This window comes from Paraburkholderia tropica (genome assembly GCF_014171495.1).
GTDB lineage: Bacteria > Pseudomonadota > Gammaproteobacteria > Burkholderiales > Burkholderiaceae > Paraburkholderia > Paraburkholderia tropica.
In genome coordinates this window covers 1,805,601-1,826,152 of record NZ_CP049135.1, presented here as the reverse complement: position 1 = coordinate 1,826,152, position 20,552 = coordinate 1,805,601, and the positions used below count along the sequence as shown (strand labels likewise).

Genomic DNA, 20,552 nt, shown 5'->3' with positions numbered 1-20,552 from the left:
AATCGCCAAAAATAAGGCGCACGCGCAGACGGTTCGTCACCTCGATCCACCCTCACGCTTCTCACGGAGTCAGCAGATGAAACCTTCGATGTTGGGACGCATGCTCGCCGCGACGGTCGCGGCAGCCGCGTTGTTCGGTTCTACCGGCGCTCACGCGCGCACGCTCGACGAAATTCTCGCCTCGAAAAAAATCGTCTTCGGGATCAATCCGAACCTGCCGCCGCTCGGCACCTATGACGCCAAGAACAACATCGACGGCTTCGACGTCAGCGTGGCGCGCAAGATCGCCGACGGCCTTGGCGTGAAGCTGGAAATCGTGCCGGTCGGCTCGAACGACCGCGTGCCGTTTCTGATGACCGACAAGATCGACGCGGTGATGGGCGGCATGACGCGCAACGCCGACCGCATGAAGGTGATCGATTTCACCGACCCGGTGAACACCGAAGTGCTCGGCGTGCTGACGACGGCGGGCAAGCCGTACAAGGACTGGACGCAACTCAACGACCCGTCGGTGCGGCTCGTGCAGGTGCGCGGCACGACGCCGGTGAAGCTCATTCAGGACAAGCTGCCGAAGGCGCAACTGCTGCTGCTCGACAACTACCCGGATGCCGTGCGTTCGATCGCGCAAGGCCGTTCCGACGCGCTGATCGACGTGCTTGATTTCATGCTCAGTTATACGAAGCAATATCCGGTTAAGTGGCGCGTGGTCGATACGCCGATCGAAGTCGATTACGACTGCGTGGGCGTGAAGAAAGGCAATACGGCGCTGACCGAACGCCTGAACAAGGAGATCGCGGCCATGCAGAAGTCGGGTTACATCGCGTCGAGCTGGAAAACCTGGTTCGGCAGCCCGATGCTGTACGACCCGACCGCCGCGCCGCCCACCGTCGCCGCCGCGCAGTAAGCAACACGCTCGCGGGCGCTGCAAGGCAGCCTGCGAGCATTTCACCTTGATTGTTTATTTCCGCTTCCAGGGAGCGCCCACGACATGACGCTTCAATTCGGGCCCGTTCTCGAGCAATGGCCGTATCTGCTCGGCGGCGCGTGGCTCAGTCTGCAGATCGCCGTGCTGGCCTTCGCGTTCGGCATGCTGATCGGTCTCGCGTGCGCGTCGATTCAGCGTTTCGGGCCGGCGTGGCTGAGCCGCATCGTGCGCCTGTACGTGACGTTCGCGACGAATACGCCGCAACTCGTGCAGATATTCTTTCTCTTTTTCGCGCTGCCACAAGCGGGCATCACGCTCTCGCCGTACGCGGCGGTGCTGATCGGCGCCACGTTCAACGCGGGCGCCTATCTTTGCGAAATCCAGCGTGCCGGGTTTGCCTCCGTGCATCGCACGGAAATCGAGGCGGCCGAAGTGCTGGGCTTTTCCTCGCTGCAAATCGTTCAGCACGTGATCTTTCCTCATGTGGTCAAAGTCATGTTTCCCCCTTGTCGAACCAGTTCATCATGATGACGCTCGGCACCTCGATGGCGTCGGTGTTCGGCGTGGAAGAACTCACCGGGCGCACGTACAACATCAGTTCGGAAACCTATCTTTCCGTTGAGGCATTCACCGTGACGGCAGGGATTTATATCGTCATCACGCTGCTGGCCACGCTCGCGCTCGCCATCTTCGGCCGATACGTGTGCCGCGCCAGAGTGAAGGTGTGGTGATGGCAGATTCGACCATTCAGGAAATCGCGCAGCTGTTTTCGCATTACAACCTCCTGCTGCTACTGGAGGGATTCGGCACCACGCTCGCGCTCTCCGCCATCGGTTGCCTCGCGGGATTCGCGGGCGGCTTCGCGATTGCCGTCGTGCGCGCGACGCGTTCGCGCGCGGCCGCCCCGTTGCGCGTGCTGGCATTCGTCTGGTGCATGCTGTTCCGGCGCGTGCCATTTCTCGTCACGCTGATGCTGGTGTTCTTCGCGACGCAATCGCTCGGTGCGAATTTTTCGACATTCACGGTGGCGCTTGGCAGCGTGTGCCTGATCGCAAGCGCGTATCTCGGGGAAATCGTGCGCAGCGGTCTCGACGCGGTCCACCGCAATCAATGGGAAGCCGCGCAAACCCTGAACTTCAGTTTCATGCAGACGCTGTGCCACGTCGTCATGCCGCAAGCGTGGCGCGTGATCCTTCCGCCGACCTTCGCGTTCTTCGTCATGTTCATCAAGGACACCGCGCTTGCCTCGCAGATCGGCGTCATGGAACTGACGTCGGCGGGCAAAGTGCTCAGCAACAAGGGATTTTCCGCGACGTGGGTGTACGGCACGGTGCTGGTGCTCTATTTCGCCATGTCCTATCCACTCTCGCGTCTTGGTAAGCGCCTGGAGAAGAATTTTGCCGCAACTCGAAATCGTTGATCTCAAAGCGTCCTATGGCACGCAAACGGTGCTGGAGCGCATCAACCTGCGTGTCGACAAAGGCGAGATCGTCAGTCTGATCGGCCCGTCCGGTTCCGGGAAAAGCACGCTGCTGCGCGTGCTGATGGGCCTGCTGCCGCCCGAAGCGGGTGCGGTGCGCCTGAACGGCAAAGAAGTCGATTACGCCAGCAAGGCTGCCGTGCGCGCGCTGCGTTCAGATATAGCCATCGTGTTCCAGCAGTACAACCTGTTCCAGAACATGAGCGTGATGGACAACGTGACCATCACGCCCACGCGTATCAAGGGCTGGCCGCGCGCCGAAGTCGAGCGCGACGCGAAGCGGCTGCTCGAACGCGTGGGACTCGGCCATCGGCTGAAAGCGTATCCCGACGAATTGTCCGGCGGACAGCAGCAGCGCGTCGCCATTGCGCGCGCGCTCGCGCTCAAACCCAAGGTCTTGTTTCTCGACGAAGTCACCGCGGCGCTCGATCCCGAACTCGTGAACGAAGTGCTCGACACGATTCGCGAACTGGCCTCGGACGGCATCACGATGTTTATCGTCTCGCACGAAATGAGCTTCGTGCGCGAAGTTTCGTCGAAGGTCGTGTTCATGGCGGGCGGCCATGTGGTCGAAACCGGTACGCCGCAGCAGATCTTCGACGCGCCGCAAGAAACGCGCACGCGCGAGTTCGTCGGCAAGATCCTGCGCCATTAACGGCATGTTCGGGCGTTTGCATCAAACGCCCCTGTTTTCAAGGCAAATCGAATGACAGACGCACACTTCACAACTGCATTGTTCCAGGCCGTCGATCACAACTTCGACAACGAGATCGCATTTCTCGCCGACCTCGTGCGCCGCCCTTCCGACAATCCGCCCGGCTACTGCGCCGAGCACGCCGAACTCACCGCGCAGGCGCTCGAGGCACTCGGCTTCGACGTCGAACGCCATCGCGTGCCGACGCCGGTCGTCGAGCGCGCGGGCATGATCAGCGCGACGAATCTCGTCGTGCGGCATCGCTTCGGCGCGGGCCCGGTGATCGCGCTCAACGCGCACGGCGACGTGGTGCCGCCCGGCGAAGGCTGGAGCGCCGATCCTTATGGCGCGGAGATTCGCGACGGCTGGATGTACGGGCGCGGCGCGGCCGTCTCGAAGTCCGACTTCGCAACCTATGCGTTCGCGCTCAAGGCGCTGATCGACGCGCGCGCGCCGCTCGCCGGCACGGTCGAACTGCATCTCACCTACGACGAGGAAAGCGGCGGCCTGATCGGTCCTGGCTGGTTGCTCAAGGAAGGCATCGTGAAGCCCGATTACGCGATTTGCGCCGGGTTTTCCTATGCGATCACGACGGCGCACAACGGCGCGATCCATCTCGAAGTGACCGTGCGCGGCAAGTCGGCGCATGCGGCCCGTCCGGACACCGGGCACGACGCGCTCGAAGCCGCCGTGCGCGTGCTCAACGCGCTGTACGCACATCGCGAAGACCTGCGCCAGATCCGCTCGGCCACGACCGGCATCGAGCACCCGACGCTCGTGGTCGGGCTGATCGAAGGCGGCATCAACACGAACGTCGTGCCCGACAAGGTGACCTTCCGGCTCGACCGCCGCGTGGTGCCCGAAGAATCCGCGCAAGACGTGCTGGCGCAGTTGCGTGCCGTGATCGAGACGGCCGCGGCGCTGCCCGGCATCTCGGTCGAGATTCGCGAAGTGCTGGTGACGTCGCCGCTGCGTCCGATCGACGGCGCGCAGCGTCTCACGTCGGCGTTGCAGGCGGCGGCGGAAGTCACGCTGGGCGCGCGCATCCCCGAGGAAGGCGTGCCGCTCTACACCGATGCGCGGCTGTATTGCGAAGCCGGCGTGCCGACGGTGATCTACGGCGCCGGTCCGCGCACGCTGCTGGAAGCGAACGGCCATCGCGCGGATGAGCGCGTCAAGGTCGAGGATGTGCGGCTGGCCACGCGCACGGTGGCGCTGGCGTTGACGAATCTGCTGGGCGTTTGAGCCATCGGGAAAGAAGCGGCGCGCAGGCGCCGCTTCTTGTGACGCGACTGCGCGGCGTGGCGACCGGATTCAGCCGACCGATCCTTCGGCAAGCCGTTCGAGCACGAAACGGCGCAGATTCTGAAGATGCGTGCGCATGGCGCTGCGTGCGAGATCGGCATCCTCCGCGAGGCAGGCTTCGAGAATCGCGACGTGTTCGGCGCGATCTTCTTCGATCCGGTTGAACGGCGTAGCAAGTTCGAACAGGCGGCTGTTCGTGCGCACGATGTCGATGGTGCGCGCCAGCACTTCGTTGCCGCCCGCGCGCGCCATGAGCGTGTGAATCTGGTCGTCGACCTGCCAGTGCGCCTGCTCCTGCTGGCCGCTGCTCAGGGCGCGCGTTTTCTTGATGAGCGCCTGAAGCTGCTTCTTGTCGATCTTGCCGACCGCGAGACCCACGGCTTCGACTTCGAGCATCTCGCGCACTTTCATCGCCTGAAAGTATTCCTGCACGCTCACGAAGCGCACGGAATAGGAACGCGCGCCTGCGCGCACGAGCAGGCCTTCGCCTTCGAGACGCAGAAGCGCCTCGCGCATGGGCGTGCGCGAGATCTTGAGATCTTCCGCGAGCCGCCCTTCGACGACGGCGCCGCCGCTGCGCAGGGCCTTGTCGAGAATCATGCGGCGCAGCGTCTGATAGGCGAGCTCGCCTAACTTCTCTGAACTGGAGGTGGACGGATTGGACACGATATCGAATGACAATGTTATGCGCTCAGTATACGGTAAGTATACGATCAGGCATAGAGCGCAGGACGAGCGCTCACGCTCCACGCCCTGAAATTTGAACGAGGAAGGTGACATGCCCCTGTACGACTATCGATGCGAGCGTTGCGGTGTCTTTGAATGCACGCGCAGCGTGGCCACGCGAGACAGTGCGCCGCCGTGTCCGGAATGCGGCGAGGCCACGCAACGCGTGACGGTGACGATGCCGCGACTGGCTCGCTCCTCGGATCAGGACAGCCAGGAGACCCCGCCCGAAGGGCGCTACGGCATGCGCCACGCAGCCGCGTGTTCCTGCTGTTGAACGCCGACTCCAACGCGTTCGCCGCGAGCGACCGGATCGGCACGCGCTGCCCTGCGGTCGCCACACGCATCGGCTTCCGGCTGGCGCTCCGGTCGTCTTAGGTGTTTACCCGTAAGCGTATTGTCAGACCACTATCGATATGTCGATAATGCTCTCATGGATGTGAAAACTGCAGTCCGCGTCTTCGACGTGATCAACCTCTTTGCCGAAGTCCGGCAACCGATGATCTACAGCGAAATTGCGCGTCGAACCGAGATCCCGCTTTCGAGCTGTCATGCCCTGTTGCAGACGATGGTGGCCAAGGGCTACCTCTACGCGCCGGGCGTGAAGGCGGGCTATTACCCCACGCAACGCCTGCTGCACGTCGCGCGCGACATCTGCAGCGAGGACCCGTTGACGCTGATGTTCCAGCCGCTGCTCTCGGCGCTGCGCGACGCGACCGGCGAAACCGCCGCGCTCGCCACGCTCGCGGGCAATCGCGTCGTCTATCTCGACGTGATGGAGTCGCGCCAGAAGATCCGCTACAGCGACGAACCCGGCGGCTTCATGTCGATCGCGAGCGCCGCAGGCAAGGCGCTGCTCGGCGCGCTCGCGCCCGCCGCGCGCCGCAAGCTGCTCGACAGTTGCTCGCCGCCGCTGCTCACGACCGACGGCCGCGAGATCGACCGCGCGGTGTTCGAGCGCGAAGTCGACCAGGGCGTGATCGACGGCTGGCATCGCTCGACGGGCGAAAGCGTGGAAGACGTGGCCGGCCTCGCGCGCGGTTTCCTGATTCATGGCGAAGCGTTCGCGCTCGTCATCGGCGCGCCCAAGGCGCGGCTCTTGAAGAACGAGCAGCATGCCGTGCAGGCGCTGCTCGAGGTGTACGCACAAATCCCGCCGTCGCTGCTCGCGATCTGAGCGCGCCGCCGCGCCATATCGTGCGCCGCGTGCGCCGCGCGCGAAGGCGGGGAATGGAGGAAGACAGCATGCGTTGGAAGAATCGGCCGGACGGCTCGAACTGGGGCGACTTCGGTCCCGACGATCAATTGGGACGCCCCAACCTCATCGGCACGGAACAGGTGCTCAAGGGCGCGCGCGAGGTGCGTGCGGGCCTGAGCTTCACGCTCTCGCTGCCGCTCGACTTTCCGGGCGAGAGCAAGCTCAACGTGCGCCGCCATCCGCCGGTGCTGCGCCCCACGATGCGCGACGGCCTGCCCTACGTGAATTTCCCGTTCGCGCGCAACGAAGCGGGCGCGACCGATGTCGTCAGCGACGACCAGGTGCTGCTCTCGCTGCAATATTCGACGCAATGGGACGCACTCGCCCACGTGGGCGCGCGCTTCGACGCCAATGGCGACGGCGTGGCCGAAAGCGTCTATTACAACGGCTATCGCGCGAACGAGCACATCGTCGGGCCAATGGACTATCGCGCGGAAAACAACTTCGCGCCGCACGCCTGCGGCGGCGAACACAGCCACGCGGATGTGCTCGGCATCGAGAATCTCGCGGTCAAAGGCATGCAGGGCCGCGGCGTTCTGATCGATTTCGCCGCGCATTTCGGGCGCGAATTCCGCACGGTCGGCTATGACGATCTGATGCGCGTGATCGAAGCGGACAAGGTCGAAGTCGAACGCGGCGACATGCTGGTGCTGCGCACGGGCTTCGCCGAAATGGTGCTCGAAATGAATCGTCAGCCCGACGAGGCCGTGCTTGCGAGCCATTGCAGCGCGCTCGATGGCCGCGACGAAAAACTGCTGCAATGGATCACCGACTCGGGCATCGCCGCGCTGGCCGCCGACAACTACGCGGTCGAGCGTTATCCCGCGCGCGCACCGGCCACGCCGGGCGAGCATCCGCTGATGCCGCTGCATCATCACTGCCTGTTCAAGCTCGGCTTGCCGCTCGGCGAGCTTTGGTACTTGCGCGATCTCGCGTTGTGGCTGCGCGAGCATGGGCGCACGCGCTTCATGCTCACCGCGCCGCCGCTGCGTCTGCCGGGCGCGATGGGTTCGCCCGTCACGCCGGTCGCCACGGTGTGATTCGAATTTCAATTCGATTCCTTTTAGTTAGCATTCCTGCTATTTTCGATTGACCGACATGGCTAAAGAACGAGTTCTGATCACCGGCGGCGCTGCCGGCATCGGTGCGGCATGCGCCGCGCGCTGCGAAGCCGACGGCTACGAAGCGGTCGTGATCGATCGCATCGGCGACGGCATCATCGCCGATCTTTCGGATACGCAGGCGACGGCCGCCGCGCTCGAACGCGCGCTGCAAGGCGGCCCCATCACGCGCCTCGTCAACAACGTGGGCGTGGTGCTGCCCGCCGACGCCGAACATCAGACGCTCGACGAACTCGAACGCGCGTGGGCGCTCAACGTGCGCTGCGCGCAGCAGTGCATGCAGGCGCTGCTGCCGGGCATGAAGGCGGCGGGCTTCGGGCGCATCGTCAACATGTCGTCGCGCGCGGCGCTCGGCAAGGAATTGCGCACCGCGTACTCGGCGACCAAGGCCGCGCTGATCGGCATGACGCGTGTGTGGGCGCTCGAACTGGGCGCGTTCGGCGTGACCGCGAACGCCATCGGTCCCGGCCCGATCCGCACCGAACTCTTCGACCGCGCCAATCCGCCCGGCGCGCCGCGCACGCAGGCGATCATCGACGCCGTGCCCGTCAAGCGCGTGGGCACGCCCGACGACGTCGCGCACGCCGTTTCGTATCTGCTCGACGCGCGCAGCGGTTTCGTGACCGGCCAGGTGCTCTACGTGTGCGGCGGGATGACCGTCGGCGTCGCGGGAGTCTGACGATGTCACCGACTTCGTCGAACGCCATCGCTTCCCCGCAAGATTCGCGCCGCGCGGGCATCGTCGGCGCGGGCAGCATCGGCGTGGCCTTCGCCATCGTCTTCGCGCGGGCGGGCTGGCGCGTGCGTCTGTTCGATCCCGACGCGCAACGCCGCGCCGCCGCGCCCGCCGAAATCGCGCTGCGTCTCGACGACCTCACGCGTTTCGCGCTGATCGACGAAAGCGCCGCGCAAATCGCCGCGCACGTGGAGATCGTCGATACGCTCGAAGCCGCGGCCGCCGACGCCGATCTCGTGCAGGAATGCGCGCCCGAGCGCGCGGAACTCAAGCGCGACCTGTTCGCACAACTCGATCGCGCCGCGCCCGCGCAGGCGATCCTCGCGAGCGCTTCGTCGTTTCTCGCGGCGTCGAAATTCGTCGACGAAAGCCTGCCGGGCCACGCGCGCTGTCTCGTCGCGCATCCGGGCAATCCGCCTTATCTCGTGCCGGTGGTCGAGATCGTGCCCGCGCCCTTCACGTCGGCGGCGGCCACCACGCGCGCGATCGCGCTCTATGGCGAAGCGGGCCTCATGCCCGTGCGCGTGAAGCAGGAAGTCGCCGGCTTCATCTTCAACCGCCTGCAAGGCGCGGTGCTGCGCGAAGCGTATTGCCTCGTGCGCGACGGCGTGGCTTCCGTGGACGACATCGACACCGTGATGCGCGAAGGACTCGCGCCGCGCTGGTCGGTGATCGGTCCGTTCGAAACGGTCGATTTGAATACGCGCGGCGGCATTGCTTCGCACGCGCAAAAGATGGGGCCGTCGTACGAACGCATGGGCGCCGAGCGCGGCCAGCACGATCCGTGGACGCCCGAGCTGGTCGCTCAGGTGGAAGCCGCGCGCCGCGCTGCGCTCCCGCTCGATCAATGGGACGCGCGCGTGGCCTGGCGCGACCGTCAACTGATGCAACTCGCGCGTCAGCGCAAAACCGCTTCGAACAAGGACGCCGACACGCCCAACAGCCGCGACGATTGAACCACACGCTCGCGGCATGGACCGCGAGAGAGACCCAAGAACTACTACGAATTGAAAGAGACACAGCCATGCAAAGAGTCACCGCCTTCTTCACCGAGCTGATGCGCCGGTATCTGCCCGATCCTTTTGTCTTCGCCATCGGCCTGACGTTGCTCACGATGGCGCTCGCCGTGATCGTCCAGGGCCAGGCCGTCACAGCGCTCACCACGAGCTGGGGCAAGGGCTTCTGGGCGCTGCTCGCGTTCACCACGCAAATGGCCGTGATTCTCGCAATGGGTTACGTGCTCGCAACCGCGCCGCTCACGGACCGCTTTCTCGATCGCCTCGTCTCGCACGTGAATTCGCCGCGTATGGCGATCATCGTCGCGACGCTGGTGGGCGGCATCGGCAGTTATCTGAACTGGGGCTTCGGTCTCGTGGTGGGCGGCATCGTCGCGCGCAAGCTCGCGATGCGCGTGAACGGCGTGCATTATCCGCTCATCATCGCCTCCGCCTATAGCGGCTTCACGCTCTACGGCCTCGGGCTGTCGGCCAGCATTCCCGTGCTGATCTCGACGAAGGGCCATCCGCTCGAAGCACAAATGGGCGTCATTCCGTTGTCCGAAACAATCTTTTCGCCGACGATGCTGATCACGAGCCTCGTGACCATCATCACGCTGCCACTGCTCAATGCGTGGCTGCATCCGAAGGCCGGCCAGCCCGTGAAGGAAATCGACCGCGCGCGCGAAGCGCAGTCGAAGGCGGACACACCCGCCATCGACGTGGACGACGGCAAAACGCTCGCCAACCGCCTGAACAACAGCCGCGTGCTGAGCTACGTGATCGGTCTGATCGGCATGGGTTATGTGGCGCTGCATTTCGTGCAGGGCGGCAGCATCGACCTGAATCTCATCAACTTCTTCATTCTGTTCCTCGGCATCCTGCTGCTCGGCACGCCGATCCGCTATGTGGAGAAACTGAACGAAGGCATTCGCACGATCAGCGGCATCATTCTGCAATATCCGTTTTATGCGGGCATTATGGCGATCATGGCGTCGTCGGGGCTCGTCAACACGTTTTCCGAAGCGTTCGTGAAAGTCGCCACGCCGGCCACGCTGCCGTTCTGGGGCTTGATCAGTTCGTTCGTGATTAACTTCTTCGCGCCCTCGGGCGGCGGCCACTGGGTCATTCAAGGCCCGTTCATGATCGAGGCGGCCAAGACCCTCGGCGCGTCGGTCGGCCATACGTCCACGGCGGTGATGCTCGGCAACGCGTGGAACGATCTGGTGCAGCCGTTCTGGATTCTGCCGGCGCTCGCGCTGTCGAAACTCAAGCTCAAAGACATCATGGGCTACACGGTCATCATGATGATCTGGATCGGCATCGTGTATTCGGCGGCGATTCTCATCTGGGGCTAACGCTCGAACCGGCATTTTTCTTCGCTCGCCTCATTCGAATCAACAGGAGTTCACGATGCTGTTTCTCGTTCATATGCAAGTCCAGATCCCGGCCGACACCGACAAGGCTTTCGCCGACGCGCTGAAGGCCGAGGAAAAGGCCTTTTCGCAGAAGCTCCAGCAGGAAGGCAAATGGCGCCATCTGTGGCGCGTGGTGGGCGAGTATGCGAATTACAGCGTATTCGACGTGGAATCGAACGACGAACTGCACACGATGCTTTCCGCGCTGCCGCTGTTCCCGTTCATGAAGATCAGCGTCACGCCGCTCGCGCAGCATCCTTCGGCCATTGCGCCCAATTAAGCGGAGTGCGATTGCCATGCCCTTTCTGATCGAAACCTTCGACAAGCCCGGTCACGCGCATGTACGCGCCAGCGAGCGCGAGGTGCATCTCGCGTTTCTCGAAGCCAACAAGGCGCTGCTGCTCGCCTGTGGCGCCAAGCTCAACGACGACGGCAGCAGCGCGGGCGGCGGCATTTATATTGTCGACGTTGAAACGCGCGACGCGGCCGAACAGTTCATCGCCCAAGATCCGTTCTGGAAAGTGGATCTGTTCGAGCGCGTGAGCATCGTGCGCTGGCGCAAGGCCTACGTGGACGGCACCTGCTACCTCTGAGCACGACGCTCGTTTAAAGCATCAACCCTCGGACGGCGCCGTGCCTGTACGGCGCCGCTGTTTGGCCCGGCGTGCGCCCCTCCTGCGCGTCTGGGCCGTTTTTTATCGGGCTTCGATACTGCCCGCCGCTTCCGGCAGGATCATCTGCTCGGGCACGTTCGAGCGGGCAAACCGCGTCGCGCAGTAATACAGCGCGCCCGGCACCACGATGCCGACGATCCACGAAATATCCACGCCGCCCAGCCGATCGACCCACGGCCCCGTATAAAAGCCCGTGGCGACAAACGGCAACTGCACCAGCACGCCCAGCACGTACACCGCGATGCCCACGCCGTTCCAGCGTCCATAGCGGCCATTCGCGTCGAACAGCGCCGGGACGTCGTAGCGTTCGCGCGTCACGCAGTAGTAATCGACGAGATTGATCGCGCTCCACGGCGTGAAGAAGATCAGCAGAAACAACAGAAACGACGAGAACGCTTTCAAAAACGCGTGCTGCCCCGCGAGCGCGATCGCGCTTGACACGCTCACCGTGAGAATCACGAATGCAATCCGCGTGCAGCCCGAAATCTCGCGGCGCTGGCCGATGCCGGTAATGATCGCCGCCACCGACATCACGCTGCCGTAGGCATTGAGCGTGGTGATCGTGAGCTTGCCCAGCGCGATCGTCAGATAGAGAACGCCCGCGATCGCACCCGTTGCGCCGAGCCCGACCACGAAGGCCACCTCGTGGCCCGCGAAGCGGTCACCCGCCAGCGCGGCGGCGAACACGCCGAAGGTCATCGCCACCTGCGCGCCGACCACCGTGCCGCTGAACACGGCGAAAAAGGTTTTCAGCGGCGACGTCGACTTCGGTAGATAGCGCGAGTAATCGGCCACGTAAGGACCGTAAGCGATTTGCCACGACGCCGAAAGCGACACCGCCAGCAGAAACGAAGCGGGCGTGAAATGCCGGTTGGCCGCCAGCGTCGCCCACGCGTGACCGTGCAACAAACTCGCGAACAGATACAGAAACGCCAGCGTGCCGACCACGCTCGCCACACGCCCCATCGCATGTATGGTGCGATAACCGAGACCCGCCAGCAGGATCACGATAGCCGCGAAGATCAGGATGGCCGAGGTATTGCCCACGTTGAGCAATTCAGCAATCGCCTGCCCGGCCAGCACGGTGCCGCCCGCCGAAAATCCCACATACATCACGCAAACGAGCACGAGCGGAATAATCGCGCCGTACACGCCGAATTGCACGCGACTCGAAATCATTTGCGGCAAACCGAGTTGCGGACCCTGCGCGCCGTGCAGCGCCATCACGACACCGCCCAGCAATTGCCCGATGAGCAAACCGATAACCGACCAGAAAACGTCGCCGCCCAATACCACCGCGAGCGCGCCGACCACCACGGCGGTGATCTGCAGATTCGCGCCGAACCACAGCGTGAACTGACTGCGCAGGCTGCCGTGGCGTTCGGCGTCGGGAATATAGTCGATCGAGCGCCGCTCGACCAACGAAGGTTTTGCAGTACGTGTTGCGGTGCGAACCATGCTTCGCTCCTTGTGGGCAGAACTGCTGGGGTATGAGAGTGCGAATAAAACGGCTTAAAAAACCGGCTCGATGAATTTATATGAACAAAAACCGTGTGTGCCAGACTTGATAAACCCTGTGTGCGTCCGGCATCCGCAGCATTCAGGCGAGCACGGCGCGCGCGATCACCGTGCGTTGAATCTCCGATGAGCCTTCGTAGATCCGCAGAATCCGCGCGTCGCGCACGAGTCGCTCCACCCGCAGCTCGCGCGTAAAGCCGTATCCTCCATGCATCTGCAACGCGGCGTCGGTGACGAATCCCACCATTTCCGAGGCGTAAAGTTTCGCCATCGACGCGGCATCCGTGAACGGTTCGCCCGCGCCTCGCCGCGCGGCCGCCTGCAAGGTGAGCAACCAGGCGGCTTCGAGCCGCGTCTTCATATCGGCGAATACCCACTGCAAGCCTTGCTTGCGCGCGAGCGCTTCGCCGCCCACTTCGCGTTGCTTCGCCCATTCCACCGCGTCGGAGAGCGCCGCTTCGGCAATGCCGAGACTCGTCGCCGCCACGTCGAGGCGGCTGTTATCGAGCACTTTCATCGCCGTGCGAAAACCCGTGCCCTCTTCGCCCAGACGATTCGCCTCAGGCACAAAGCAATCGAGCGCGATTTCGTGCGCCGGTGCGCCGCGTATGCCCATCAGCTTTTCCGCGCCTGAAATGGTGACGCCCGGCGTGTTCGTATCCACCACGAATGCGCTGATGCCGCGCGTGCCCTGCTCGGGCGACGTCTTCGCATACACCACGATAAAGTGCGCCGCGCCCGCGTTTGAAATGAAATGCTTGGTGCCGCGCAGCCGGTAGCCGTCGCCTTCGCGCAGCGCGACGGTTTTCATGCCCGCGGGATTCGAACCAGCCTGGGGTTCCGTCAACGCGAATGCGCCGAGTTTGACGCCCGCCGCCGCGTCGGGCAAATAGCGCTCGCGCAATGCGTCGTCGGCGCCGATCAGCAGCGAGTCGGTGGCGAGATAATGCGCGCCGATCATCGACGATGTGGCTGCGCATGCGGCCGCGATTTCCGAAAGCGCGAGGATGATCGCGGCAGGCGTCGCGCCAATGCCGCCCCATCGCTCCGGCAGATTCATGCCCATCACGCCGAGTTCGGCGAGCGCGCTCACGTAGCGCGTCGTGGCGATTTCCTCGTGATCGACCTGTGCCGCGCGCGGCGCAAGTTCGGTTTGCGCGTAACGGCGGATTGCATCGGCGATCTCCAGATCGGCGTCGCTCACACCCAGTCGCTTAAGCATGCGTATTCTCCTCTTTTATTTCGTTATACGAATCTTTGTTCGCGTGATGATGTAGCGCGGTGATTGCACCGGCATCGCACAACGCGGCGATCTGTTCGTCGTCGAGTCCAAGCTTTTGCGACAGCACGGCCAACGTATGCTCGCCGAGGCGCGGCGCGCGCGTCGAACGCGTGTTCGGATACGCGGAAAATTTCACCGGCTGGCGCGGCAGACGCACGGTCTTACCGTTGCCTGAAGGCGCGTCGATCAACAAGCCGCGTTCGCGCGCCTGCTCGCTTTCGAGCGCCGCGCGCACGCTTTGAATCGGCGCGACAGGAATGCCGGCGTCGCTCAACGCCGCGTTCACCTGTGCGACGGTCAATTCGCTCGACCATGCTTCGATACGCTCGCGTAGCGCCGCTTCGTGCTCGCAGCGCAAACTGTCGCTCTCGAAGCGCGGGTCGCCGGGCAGTTCCGGCGCGCCGATCGCCTGCGCCAGCCGCGCAAACAGCCGGTTATTCAGCACGGCCACGACGAAGTGGCCATCGCACGCGCGGAATGCCCCGAACGGCGCCGAGGACGGATGGCGATTACCCACGCGCCGCTGCGAAGCACCGGTCGTGGCATAGCGCGAGACGAGCGTGGCGGTCAGGCTCAGCGTGGCGTCGAACATGGCAACATCGACGTGCGTGCCTGTGCCCGTGCGCTCGCGAGCCAGCAGCGCGGCGAGCACGCCCCACGACGCGAAGATGCCGCTCACCACATCGGACACCGATTCGCCGATGACCGTGGGTTCGCCATCGGGCGCGCCGGTCGCGTCCATGAGCCCGCACATCGCTTGCAGGATGATGTCGTAAGCGGGTCGATGCGACTCCGGCCCGCTCTGCCCGAAGCCCGACACGCTCGCATAGACGAGCGCCGGATTGCGCGCCACCAGCGTCTCGTAGCCAATGCCGAGCCGCGTCGCCACGCCGGGGCGAAAGTTCTCGACCACCACGTCGGCCTGCGCGCAAAGCGACTGCGCGAGCGCGCGCCCCGCGTCGGTCTTCAGGTCGATCACGACGCTCTGCTTGTTACGGTTCATCGCGCTGAACAAGCCGCTTTCGCCTTCCGCGAAGGGGCCGATCGCGCGATAGTCGTCGCCGCCCGGCGGCTCGATCTTGATGACCTCCGCGCCCAGATCGCCGAGCAGCGCGGAGCACAGCGGCCCCGCCAACACGCGGGAAAAATCGATCACACGAATACCTTGCAGCGGCAACACGGAATCAGTCACGGCGGAGTCTCCTGAACATCCGGTCGAGTCGACCGGTGAGCCGATTCTGCACCGCGCCAGCCATAAGATAAAATACTGGAATAAATTAACGCCTATACGTTTTTTATATAGCCTCGCGCGCACCGATCCGAGCTAGCCGAATGAGCCTTTCACTGCGACTGCTGCGTTACTTCGCCACCGCCGCCGAAACCGGCAGCACGACTGCCGCCGCCAAACATCTGAACGTTTCGCAGCCGTCGATCTCGGTGGCCATCCGCGAACTCGAAACGCATTTCAGCGCGCCACTATTTTCGCGTGGCGCGGGCACGGGCATGACGCTCACGCAGTTCGGGGAGCGCAAACTCACGGAAGCGCGTGCGCTGCTCGCCTCGGCCTCGGCATTCGAAACCGACGACACGGGCGACGAAGACGGCGGCCACGTACAGGTAGGCGTGTTCCGCACGATTGCGCCGGTCTATCTGCCGCGCGTGCTCAAGATCGCACAAGCGCGTTTCCCGCGCCTGTCGATCCGGTTCGTGGAGGGCGATCTCGCCCAGCTCGACACCTGGCTGCACAAACGGCAGATCGACTTCGCGCTGATGTACGACGTGGGCCTGCCCGACGACATCGAACGCGAGTGTCTCGCCGAACTGAAGCCGTATGCGCTGGTGCCCGCCGACTCCGCGCTCGCGAAGCGCAAGCGCGCCGTATCGCTGCACGATCTCGCGAAAGAGCCGTTTATCCAGATCGACCTGCCGCAAAGCCGCGACTTCCTGATGGCGCCGTTCTGGCAATGCGGGCTGTCGCCCAACGTGCGTTATCGCGCGACCTCGATCGAACTCGTTCGCTCGATGGTGGCGAGCGGGCTGGGCGTTTCGCTGCTCATCACGCAAAGCCCCGGCGTGGCGCAGACGACGCTCATCGCCGAACGCCCGATCCGCGAATCGACCATCGTGCAGCCGCTCGTTATCGCGCGCCCTGCTCGCGCGGCGCACACGCACGCGTCCGATCTGCTCGCGGCATGTGTGCGCGAAGCCGTGGCGCAGGCCATGCGCGAGCGCACCGGGCGTTGAAGCGCCGGCGAAACCGCTCCGGGAACACCGTTTGCTCTCTGTCCGGAAGGTCAAACTGGCCTTGGCCGGGCGCCTGAAGCAATCAGGCGGTGTCCGGCTCGCCCACGCTCGTCAGGAGAAAACGAATGCTCAAGATGGCATTGTTCTTTGCTATTGTGGCCGTTGTTGCGGCCTTGTTTGGTTTTACGGGAGTCGCCGCCGGTGCGGCCGCGATCGCCAAGATTCTGTTTTTCATTTTCCTCGTGCTGTGCATCGCGTTTCTGGTGCTCGGTGTCTTCGTGGCTAAAAAGATCGTCGATTAGCCGTTCGTCGCGTTCGTCGATTAGCGCGTCAATCAGCGCATCAATTAGCGTCGCTCCCGCGCCACACATTCTGCAACGTGGCGCGGTTCGCCTGCCCTGTGCATCCGCTTTCAAGACCTTTCGGTGTGCTTCTCCGCGCACCTCGCCTCCCCTGTTCCGCGCGGTGTTCACGCCTGCCGTGCGCGATTCTAAATTTTCCGCATCAACAACTTAAACCATGTTTCATTTTTCAGGCCGTTTTCGACACGGACCTGTAATTGCATTTCCTTAAATTCTCGGTTCCCGCCGCACGGGCCCACAGATCCCCATCGGACTACTAATCACACGCTCTCCTGTCCGCGCGGCGAAATTCTTTTCATCTACGGAATCGACATGAAAAAAGCGTTGTTGAATACTCTCGCCCTCGCCACCGTGGCAGCGTCGTCGATGGCGCACGCACAAAGCAGCGTCACGCTGTACGGTACCGTCGACGCAGGGATCGACTACATCAGCAACCAGAAGTCGTCGGCGGGTCACGGCACGGCCTGGGCCGTGCAGTCGGGCAACCTGAGCACGAGCCGCTGGGGTCTGCGCGGCTCCGAAGATCTCGGTGGCGGCCTCAAGGCGATCTTCCAGCTCGAGAACGGCTTCTCGGTCGTCAACGGCAAGGGTTCGAACGGCGGCTATCTGTTCGGCCGGCAAGCCTGGGTCGGCCTCGCCAGCGATCAATACGGCTCGCTCACGCTGGGCCGCCAGTATGACGCGCTCGTCGACATGATCGCGCCGATGTCGGCAACGGGCTCGGGTTTCGGCGGCAATATCGCCGATCACCCGTTCGACAACGACAACCTGAATAACGACGTGCGCATGAACAACGCCGTCAAGTACCGCAGCCCGATCTACTCGGGCTTCCAGGTCGAAGGCGCCTACGCGTTCAGCAATCAGGGCGGCGGCTTCTCGATGAACAACGCGTACACCTTCGGCGCGTCGTGGAACGGCGGCCCGATCAACCTCGCGGTCGCGTACTTCCAGGGCAACAACCCGGGCTCGACCACGGGCGGCGCACTCTCCGCGGGCAGCAGCACCGACAACGATCCGATGTTTGTCAGCGCGCGTACGCGCACGCTCGGCGCAGGCGGCAGCTACACGATCGGCGCGGCCAAGGTGGGCGTGGTGTTCACGCGCACCATGATCGCTTCGCCGACGGAAATCGCGCAGGGCGGCTCGCTCAACACCTTCGACGCCGACTACCTCACGTTCAACAACTACGAAGTGAACGGCCGCTACCAGCTCACGCCGCAATTCAGCCTGGGCGGTTCGTACACCTACACCGACGGTTCGCTGAGCCGCGCGGCAGGCAATGCGTCGCCGCACTGGAACCAGTTCATGCTGCAGGCCGACTACGCGCTGTCGAAGCGCACCGATCTGTATCTTGAAGGCACGTATCAGCGCGTCTCGGGCGCGAACGGCATCGCCGTGCTGGGCAACGCGTCGATCTATAACCTCGCGGCTTCGTCGAGCAACACGCAAGCCGTGGTGGCCGCGGGCATGCGTCTGAAGTTCTAGGTCGCGCGCAGCGGTATAGCGGCTTAGCCGACAAGAAAACGGCGGCACGGTCATCGACCGTCCGCCGTTTTTTCACGTCCGCGTTTTTCGCGCTACACGTTACGCCTTGCGCACGACGAGTTCCATGAAGCCGGTTTGCGCATCGTGCTCGCGCGTGAACGCGTAGTCGGGCAACAGCATGAGCAGCACTTCGGCAGTTGTGCGCACGATGCAGCCGTGCGCGACGTGGCCGCCCGATACGCGGCCGTGTGCGTCGGACACGCTCGCATGCAGATGGGCGCCGTCGCGCGACAACGAACCGGCCAGCGTGAGAATTTCGAAATCGCCGCGCAGCGACGCCGGTGTATCGACGCCCGCATAGCGCAGTTCCACCGCGCTCAGGCTGCCGATGCCCTGCACCACGAACGCCGCCTGCACGCCGTGCTGGGCGAGCGCGGCGGCCAGTGTTTCGCGCAGATCGTCTCCGGGCGACAAACGTAAGGGCAACGCTTGCATCGGCGGACTCCGGTGTGAGATGGCGACTCACAGGGTAAAGCGGTTCCGTGCGCGCTGCAATAACTGACGATGCGTTCGTACGCACGATCGGGCGGCGCAAAAACATGCGCCACCAAAACAAACTGGCCCGCCAGCGAAACGCGCCTTGTGAGCGCGATCCGCATGACGGGCCAGTTCGATCGCCAGTCGAGCAGCGCGGGACCGGACCGGCCGATCCGGTTCGCGCGCCCTTCGTCCGACGATGAAGGCTTACATCAGGCTTCGATTAGAAGCGGTGACGCAGACCAACCGTAGCAGCGATCTGGTTCGGCGTCGTCGACGGCGACAGCGTGTTGATCATAGCCACGTTTGCCTGGTTGCCCAGCGAACCCGATGCGTGCTGGTAGACGCCTTCGACGTACACATCGGTACGCTTCGAGAGCGAGTAGTCAGCTTGCAGCGAAACGGTGTGCCACTTCGGATCCGTCGAGCCAGCCGAGTTCTTCAGCTTGCCGTCCGTGAACGTGTACGACGCGTCCAGGCTCAGAGCCGGGGTCAGCGCGTAACGGCCGTTCAGTTCGAAGTTGTCGAGGTGCAGGTTCGTGTTGTTCGCGAACGTGTACAGCGTGTCGCCGCCTTGCGAGCCAGCGATCAGGCCTTCGTACTGCGTGTGGGTCCACACGAAGCCGACCGTTGCCGGGCCGTACGAGTAGTTCACGCCAGCGCCGAACGTGCGTTGCGTTTCAGCCGACAGGTTCGTGTTGTTGCCTGCGCCAGCCGAGTTCGCGCCGCTCGTGTTTGAGTTCGTGCGCGAGTTGTTCATTTGCAGGTAAGCAGCGGCTGCGTTCAGCGGGCCGTTGTTGTACGAAGCACCGACGCTCCATGCGCGGTTGTTCGAGAACTGGCCGGCGTCGTTGCTGAAGCCGTACAGGCCGCCGACCTTGAAGCCAGCGTAGTTCGCGCTCGTGTACTTCACTGCGTTCTTGATCGAGAACGAGTGGTCGAGGTTGTCGTTGTCGAACGGGTGAGCGGCCAGGTTGTTGCCGTAGCCAGCGCCTGCTTCCGACAGCGGCGACAGGTAGTCAACCATCGAGTCGTACTGGCGGCCCAGCGTCACCGTACCGAAGCGATCGCTTTGCAGACCAACGTAAGCCTGACGGTTGAACATGGTGTTGCTTTCCGTGTCCTTGCCGTTGTTCAGGTTAAAGCCGTTTTCCAACGTGAAGATCGCATGCAGACCGCCACCGAGGTCTTCGCTGCCCTTCAGGCCGAAGTACGTGTCGGACAGAGCGCCGCTGCCCTGGTTCCATTGCGAATGGCCGCCTGCGTTGTTCGCGTAGACGATACCCGCATCCAGCGAACCGTACAGCGTGACGCTGCTTTGTGCGTGAGCCGAAACTGCGAAGGCGCTCAGGACGCCCGCGATAATCAGAGTGTTCTTCATGACTTTCCTTAAATTGACATTCAGACTGACCTGAATGGATCCGGGTATTGGAGCCATCCCGGCAATCTCGCAGCGAAGTTTAAGTGCCAAAGTGCGCAAATCGCAGTACGCAAGTGCTGGAACAGATATTTGCGAAATCTGGAAATATCCGAAAATCGACGCTTAAAACCTTGTGCGCAAAGGGAAAAATCGAATCGCCCGCGTCATCTGTCTGTCACACGGCTGTGGCAATCACGCGACGCCACTGTCAAGATCACGAACTTGATTATTGTCAAAAGTGCGTTAATTCAAGGCTTGAGGCCATGGTAATATTTCCGGGTCTGAAGAAACTCCGGAACAGTTGCAACGGACAGGTGGGGTGGTCCGTTGCTGCGGGCCGCCCCATTTTTATTGGCGGCCCATGCGGCCAAA

23 protein-coding genes are annotated in these 20,552 nt (G+C 63.4%); 17 read left to right on the top strand and 6 right to left on the bottom strand.

Annotation, left to right across the window (positions count from 1 at the left end; genetic code table 11):
- Positions 1-76: 76 nt before the first annotated feature.
- The 6 genes from G5S35_RS22970 to G5S35_RS22950 all read left to right on the top strand — a co-directional run bounded on the left by G5S35_RS22970 (position 77) and on the right by G5S35_RS22950 (position 4,344).
- Entirely contained in the window at positions 77-904 is an 828-nt protein-coding gene (locus G5S35_RS22970) for a transporter substrate-binding domain-containing protein (RefSeq protein WP_065065465.1), read from the top strand.
- An 84-nt stretch (positions 905-988) separates the two neighbouring features.
- Positions 989-1,453: an amino acid ABC transporter permease gene (locus tag G5S35_RS22965; RefSeq protein ID WP_237181400.1), complete on the top strand. Its 465-nt coding sequence runs from the start codon at positions 989-991 to the stop codon at positions 1,451-1,453.
- Complete coding sequence (locus G5S35_RS39540; RefSeq protein WP_237181399.1) at positions 1,450-1,656, top strand: hypothetical protein; 207 nt, start codon at positions 1,450-1,452, stop codon at positions 1,654-1,656. Before G5S35_RS22965 ends, G5S35_RS39540 begins: the two co-directional genes overlap by 4 nt.
- Positions 1,656-2,345, top strand: coding sequence for an amino acid ABC transporter permease (locus G5S35_RS22960; protein ID WP_183039092.1), 690 nt, complete (start codon positions 1,656-1,658; stop codon positions 2,343-2,345). The genes G5S35_RS39540 and G5S35_RS22960 overlap by 1 nt, the downstream gene beginning before the upstream one ends.
- Complete coding sequence (locus G5S35_RS22955) at positions 2,323-3,060, top strand: amino acid ABC transporter ATP-binding protein (protein WP_074982509.1); 738 nt, start codon at positions 2,323-2,325, stop codon at positions 3,058-3,060. The genes G5S35_RS22960 and G5S35_RS22955 overlap by 23 nt, the downstream gene beginning before the upstream one ends.
- 51 nt (positions 3,061-3,111) lie before the next feature.
- Positions 3,112-4,344, top strand: a complete 1,233-nt coding sequence (locus G5S35_RS22950) for an ArgE/DapE family deacylase (protein WP_110326749.1) — start codon at positions 3,112-3,114, stop codon at positions 4,342-4,344.
- Between the two features lie 69 nt (positions 4,345-4,413).
- On the opposite strand, the gene G5S35_RS22945 is transcribed toward G5S35_RS22950, so the two are convergent.
- Positions 4,414-5,085 carry a GntR family transcriptional regulator gene (locus G5S35_RS22945; RefSeq protein ID WP_065057974.1) on the bottom strand — a complete coding sequence of 224 codons (672 nt, stop codon included), beginning with the start codon at positions 5,083-5,085 and terminating at the stop codon, positions 4,414-4,416.
- Positions 5,086-5,182: 97 nt separating this feature from the next.
- Here G5S35_RS22945 and G5S35_RS22940 point away from each other — a divergent pair, with 97 nt between their 5' ends.
- The 8 genes from G5S35_RS22940 to G5S35_RS22905 all read left to right on the top strand — a co-directional run bounded on the left by G5S35_RS22940 (position 5,183) and on the right by G5S35_RS22905 (position 11,251).
- Positions 5,183-5,407 (top strand): FmdB family zinc ribbon protein, encoded by a 225-nt coding sequence (locus G5S35_RS22940; RefSeq protein ID WP_074982515.1) that lies wholly within the window; start codon positions 5,183-5,185, stop codon positions 5,405-5,407.
- Between the two features lie 156 nt (positions 5,408-5,563).
- On the top strand, positions 5,564-6,307 hold the full coding sequence (locus tag G5S35_RS22935) for an IclR family transcriptional regulator (RefSeq protein WP_065057973.1): 744 nt from the start codon (positions 5,564-5,566) through the stop codon (positions 6,305-6,307).
- Between the two features lie 68 nt (positions 6,308-6,375).
- Positions 6,376-7,428, top strand: coding sequence for a cyclase family protein (locus G5S35_RS22930; protein WP_183039091.1), 1,053 nt, complete (start codon positions 6,376-6,378; stop codon positions 7,426-7,428).
- Positions 7,429-7,486: 58 nt separating this feature from the next.
- Entirely contained in the window at positions 7,487-8,188 is a 702-nt protein-coding gene (locus tag G5S35_RS22925; protein WP_065057976.1) for an SDR family oxidoreductase, read from the top strand.
- A gap of 2 nt (positions 8,189-8,190) precedes the next feature.
- Positions 8,191-9,201, top strand: coding sequence for a 3-hydroxyacyl-CoA dehydrogenase (locus tag G5S35_RS22920; protein WP_183039090.1), 1,011 nt, complete (start codon positions 8,191-8,193; stop codon positions 9,199-9,201).
- A 68-nt stretch (positions 9,202-9,269) separates the two neighbouring features.
- Positions 9,270-10,598: a short-chain fatty acid transporter gene (locus G5S35_RS22915; RefSeq protein ID WP_110326745.1), complete on the top strand. Its 1,329-nt coding sequence runs from the start codon at positions 9,270-9,272 to the stop codon at positions 10,596-10,598.
- A gap of 55 nt (positions 10,599-10,653) precedes the next feature.
- Entirely contained in the window at positions 10,654-10,938 is a 285-nt protein-coding gene (gene catC / locus G5S35_RS22910; protein WP_065057970.1) for a muconolactone Delta-isomerase, read from the top strand.
- A 16-nt stretch (positions 10,939-10,954) separates the two neighbouring features.
- The gene (locus G5S35_RS22905; protein WP_065057969.1) at positions 10,955-11,251 is read left to right on the top strand and encodes a YciI family protein; all 297 of its coding nucleotides are present in this window, start codon (positions 10,955-10,957) and stop codon (positions 11,249-11,251) included.
- A gap of 102 nt (positions 11,252-11,353) precedes the next feature.
- Here G5S35_RS22905 and G5S35_RS22900 read toward each other — a convergent pair whose 3' ends face one another.
- The 3 genes from G5S35_RS22900 to G5S35_RS22890 form a co-directional block, all read right to left on the bottom strand.
- Entirely contained in the window at positions 11,354-12,790 is a 1,437-nt protein-coding gene (locus G5S35_RS22900; protein ID WP_183039089.1) for a purine-cytosine permease family protein, read from the bottom strand.
- Between the two features lie 142 nt (positions 12,791-12,932).
- Positions 12,933-14,072: an acyl-CoA dehydrogenase family protein gene (locus G5S35_RS22895; protein ID WP_074982522.1), complete on the bottom strand. Its 1,140-nt coding sequence runs from the start codon at positions 14,070-14,072 to the stop codon at positions 12,933-12,935.
- On the bottom strand, positions 14,065-15,324 hold the full coding sequence (locus tag G5S35_RS22890) for a CaiB/BaiF CoA transferase family protein (RefSeq protein WP_074982531.1): 1,260 nt from the start codon (positions 15,322-15,324) through the stop codon (positions 14,065-14,067). The genes G5S35_RS22895 and G5S35_RS22890 overlap by 8 nt, the downstream gene beginning before the upstream one ends.
- 140 nt (positions 15,325-15,464) lie before the next feature.
- Here G5S35_RS22890 and G5S35_RS22885 point away from each other — a divergent pair, with 140 nt between their 5' ends.
- The 3 genes from G5S35_RS22885 to G5S35_RS22875 all read left to right on the top strand — a co-directional run bounded on the left by G5S35_RS22885 (position 15,465) and on the right by G5S35_RS22875 (position 18,223).
- Entirely contained in the window at positions 15,465-16,376 is a 912-nt protein-coding gene (locus G5S35_RS22885) for a LysR family transcriptional regulator (RefSeq protein ID WP_074982535.1), read from the top strand.
- A 125-nt stretch (positions 16,377-16,501) separates the two neighbouring features.
- On the top strand, positions 16,502-16,678 hold the full coding sequence (locus G5S35_RS22880) for a DUF1328 domain-containing protein (protein WP_074982537.1): 177 nt from the start codon (positions 16,502-16,504) through the stop codon (positions 16,676-16,678).
- 372 nt (positions 16,679-17,050) lie between these two features.
- Positions 17,051-18,223: a porin gene (locus G5S35_RS22875; protein ID WP_065057965.1), complete on the top strand. Its 1,173-nt coding sequence runs from the start codon at positions 17,051-17,053 to the stop codon at positions 18,221-18,223.
- Between the two features lie 99 nt (positions 18,224-18,322).
- Here the strand turns inward: G5S35_RS22875 and G5S35_RS22870 are convergent, their stop codons facing one another.
- The gene (locus G5S35_RS22870; RefSeq protein ID WP_124260472.1) at positions 18,323-18,718 is read right to left on the bottom strand and encodes a PPC domain-containing DNA-binding protein; all 396 of its coding nucleotides are present in this window, start codon (positions 18,716-18,718) and stop codon (positions 18,323-18,325) included.
- 265 nt (positions 18,719-18,983) lie between these two features.
- Entirely contained in the window at positions 18,984-20,141 is a 1,158-nt protein-coding gene (locus tag G5S35_RS22865; RefSeq protein WP_065057963.1) for a porin, read from the bottom strand.
- Positions 20,142-20,552 lie beyond the last annotated feature (411 nt).

What these genes read in the sequence shown, in the direction of transcription:
- G5S35_RS22960 (WP_183039092.1), top strand. Translation starts at nt 1,656, where the DNA reads ATGGCAGATTCGACCATTCAGGAAATCGCGCAGCTGTTTTCGCATTAC.
- G5S35_RS22915 (WP_110326745.1), top strand. Translation starts at nt 9,270, where the DNA reads ATGCAAAGAGTCACCGCCTTCTTCACCGAGCTGATGCGCCGGTATCTG.
- G5S35_RS22900 (WP_183039089.1), bottom strand. Translation starts at nt 12,790, where the DNA reads ATGGTTCGCACCGCAACACGTACTGCAAAACCTTCGTTGGTCGAGCGG.
- G5S35_RS22870 (WP_124260472.1), bottom strand. Translation starts at nt 18,718, where the DNA reads ATGCAAGCGTTGCCCTTACGTTTGTCGCCCGGAGACGATCTGCGCGAA.
- G5S35_RS22865 (WP_065057963.1), bottom strand. Translation starts at nt 20,141, where the DNA reads ATGAAGAACACTCTGATTATCGCGGGCGTCCTGAGCGCCTTCGCAGTT.
- G5S35_RS22950 (WP_110326749.1), top strand. Translation starts at nt 3,112, where the DNA reads ATGACAGACGCACACTTCACAACTGCATTGTTCCAGGCCGTCGATCAC.
- G5S35_RS22925 (WP_065057976.1), top strand. Translation starts at nt 7,487, where the DNA reads ATGGCTAAAGAACGAGTTCTGATCACCGGCGGCGCTGCCGGCATCGGT.
- G5S35_RS22935 (WP_065057973.1), top strand. Translation starts at nt 5,564, where the DNA reads ATGGATGTGAAAACTGCAGTCCGCGTCTTCGACGTGATCAACCTCTTT.
- G5S35_RS22895 (WP_074982522.1), bottom strand. Translation starts at nt 14,072, where the DNA reads ATGCTTAAGCGACTGGGTGTGAGCGACGCCGATCTGGAGATCGCCGAT.
- G5S35_RS22885 (WP_074982535.1), top strand. Translation starts at nt 15,465, where the DNA reads ATGAGCCTTTCACTGCGACTGCTGCGTTACTTCGCCACCGCCGCCGAA.
- G5S35_RS22930 (WP_183039091.1), top strand. Translation starts at nt 6,376, where the DNA reads ATGCGTTGGAAGAATCGGCCGGACGGCTCGAACTGGGGCGACTTCGGT.
- G5S35_RS22940 (WP_074982515.1), top strand. Translation starts at nt 5,183, where the DNA reads ATGCCCCTGTACGACTATCGATGCGAGCGTTGCGGTGTCTTTGAATGC.
- G5S35_RS22920 (WP_183039090.1), top strand. Translation starts at nt 8,191, where the DNA reads ATGTCACCGACTTCGTCGAACGCCATCGCTTCCCCGCAAGATTCGCGC.
- G5S35_RS22965 (WP_237181400.1), top strand. Translation starts at nt 989, where the DNA reads ATGACGCTTCAATTCGGGCCCGTTCTCGAGCAATGGCCGTATCTGCTC.
- G5S35_RS22880 (WP_074982537.1), top strand. Translation starts at nt 16,502, where the DNA reads ATGCTCAAGATGGCATTGTTCTTTGCTATTGTGGCCGTTGTTGCGGCC.
- G5S35_RS39540 (WP_237181399.1), top strand. Translation starts at nt 1,450, where the DNA reads ATGATGACGCTCGGCACCTCGATGGCGTCGGTGTTCGGCGTGGAAGAA.
- G5S35_RS22875 (WP_065057965.1), top strand. Translation starts at nt 17,051, where the DNA reads ATGAAAAAAGCGTTGTTGAATACTCTCGCCCTCGCCACCGTGGCAGCG.
- catC (WP_065057970.1), top strand. Translation starts at nt 10,654, where the DNA reads ATGCTGTTTCTCGTTCATATGCAAGTCCAGATCCCGGCCGACACCGAC.
- G5S35_RS22905 (WP_065057969.1), top strand. Translation starts at nt 10,955, where the DNA reads ATGCCCTTTCTGATCGAAACCTTCGACAAGCCCGGTCACGCGCATGTA.
- G5S35_RS22970 (WP_065065465.1), top strand. Translation starts at nt 77, where the DNA reads ATGAAACCTTCGATGTTGGGACGCATGCTCGCCGCGACGGTCGCGGCA.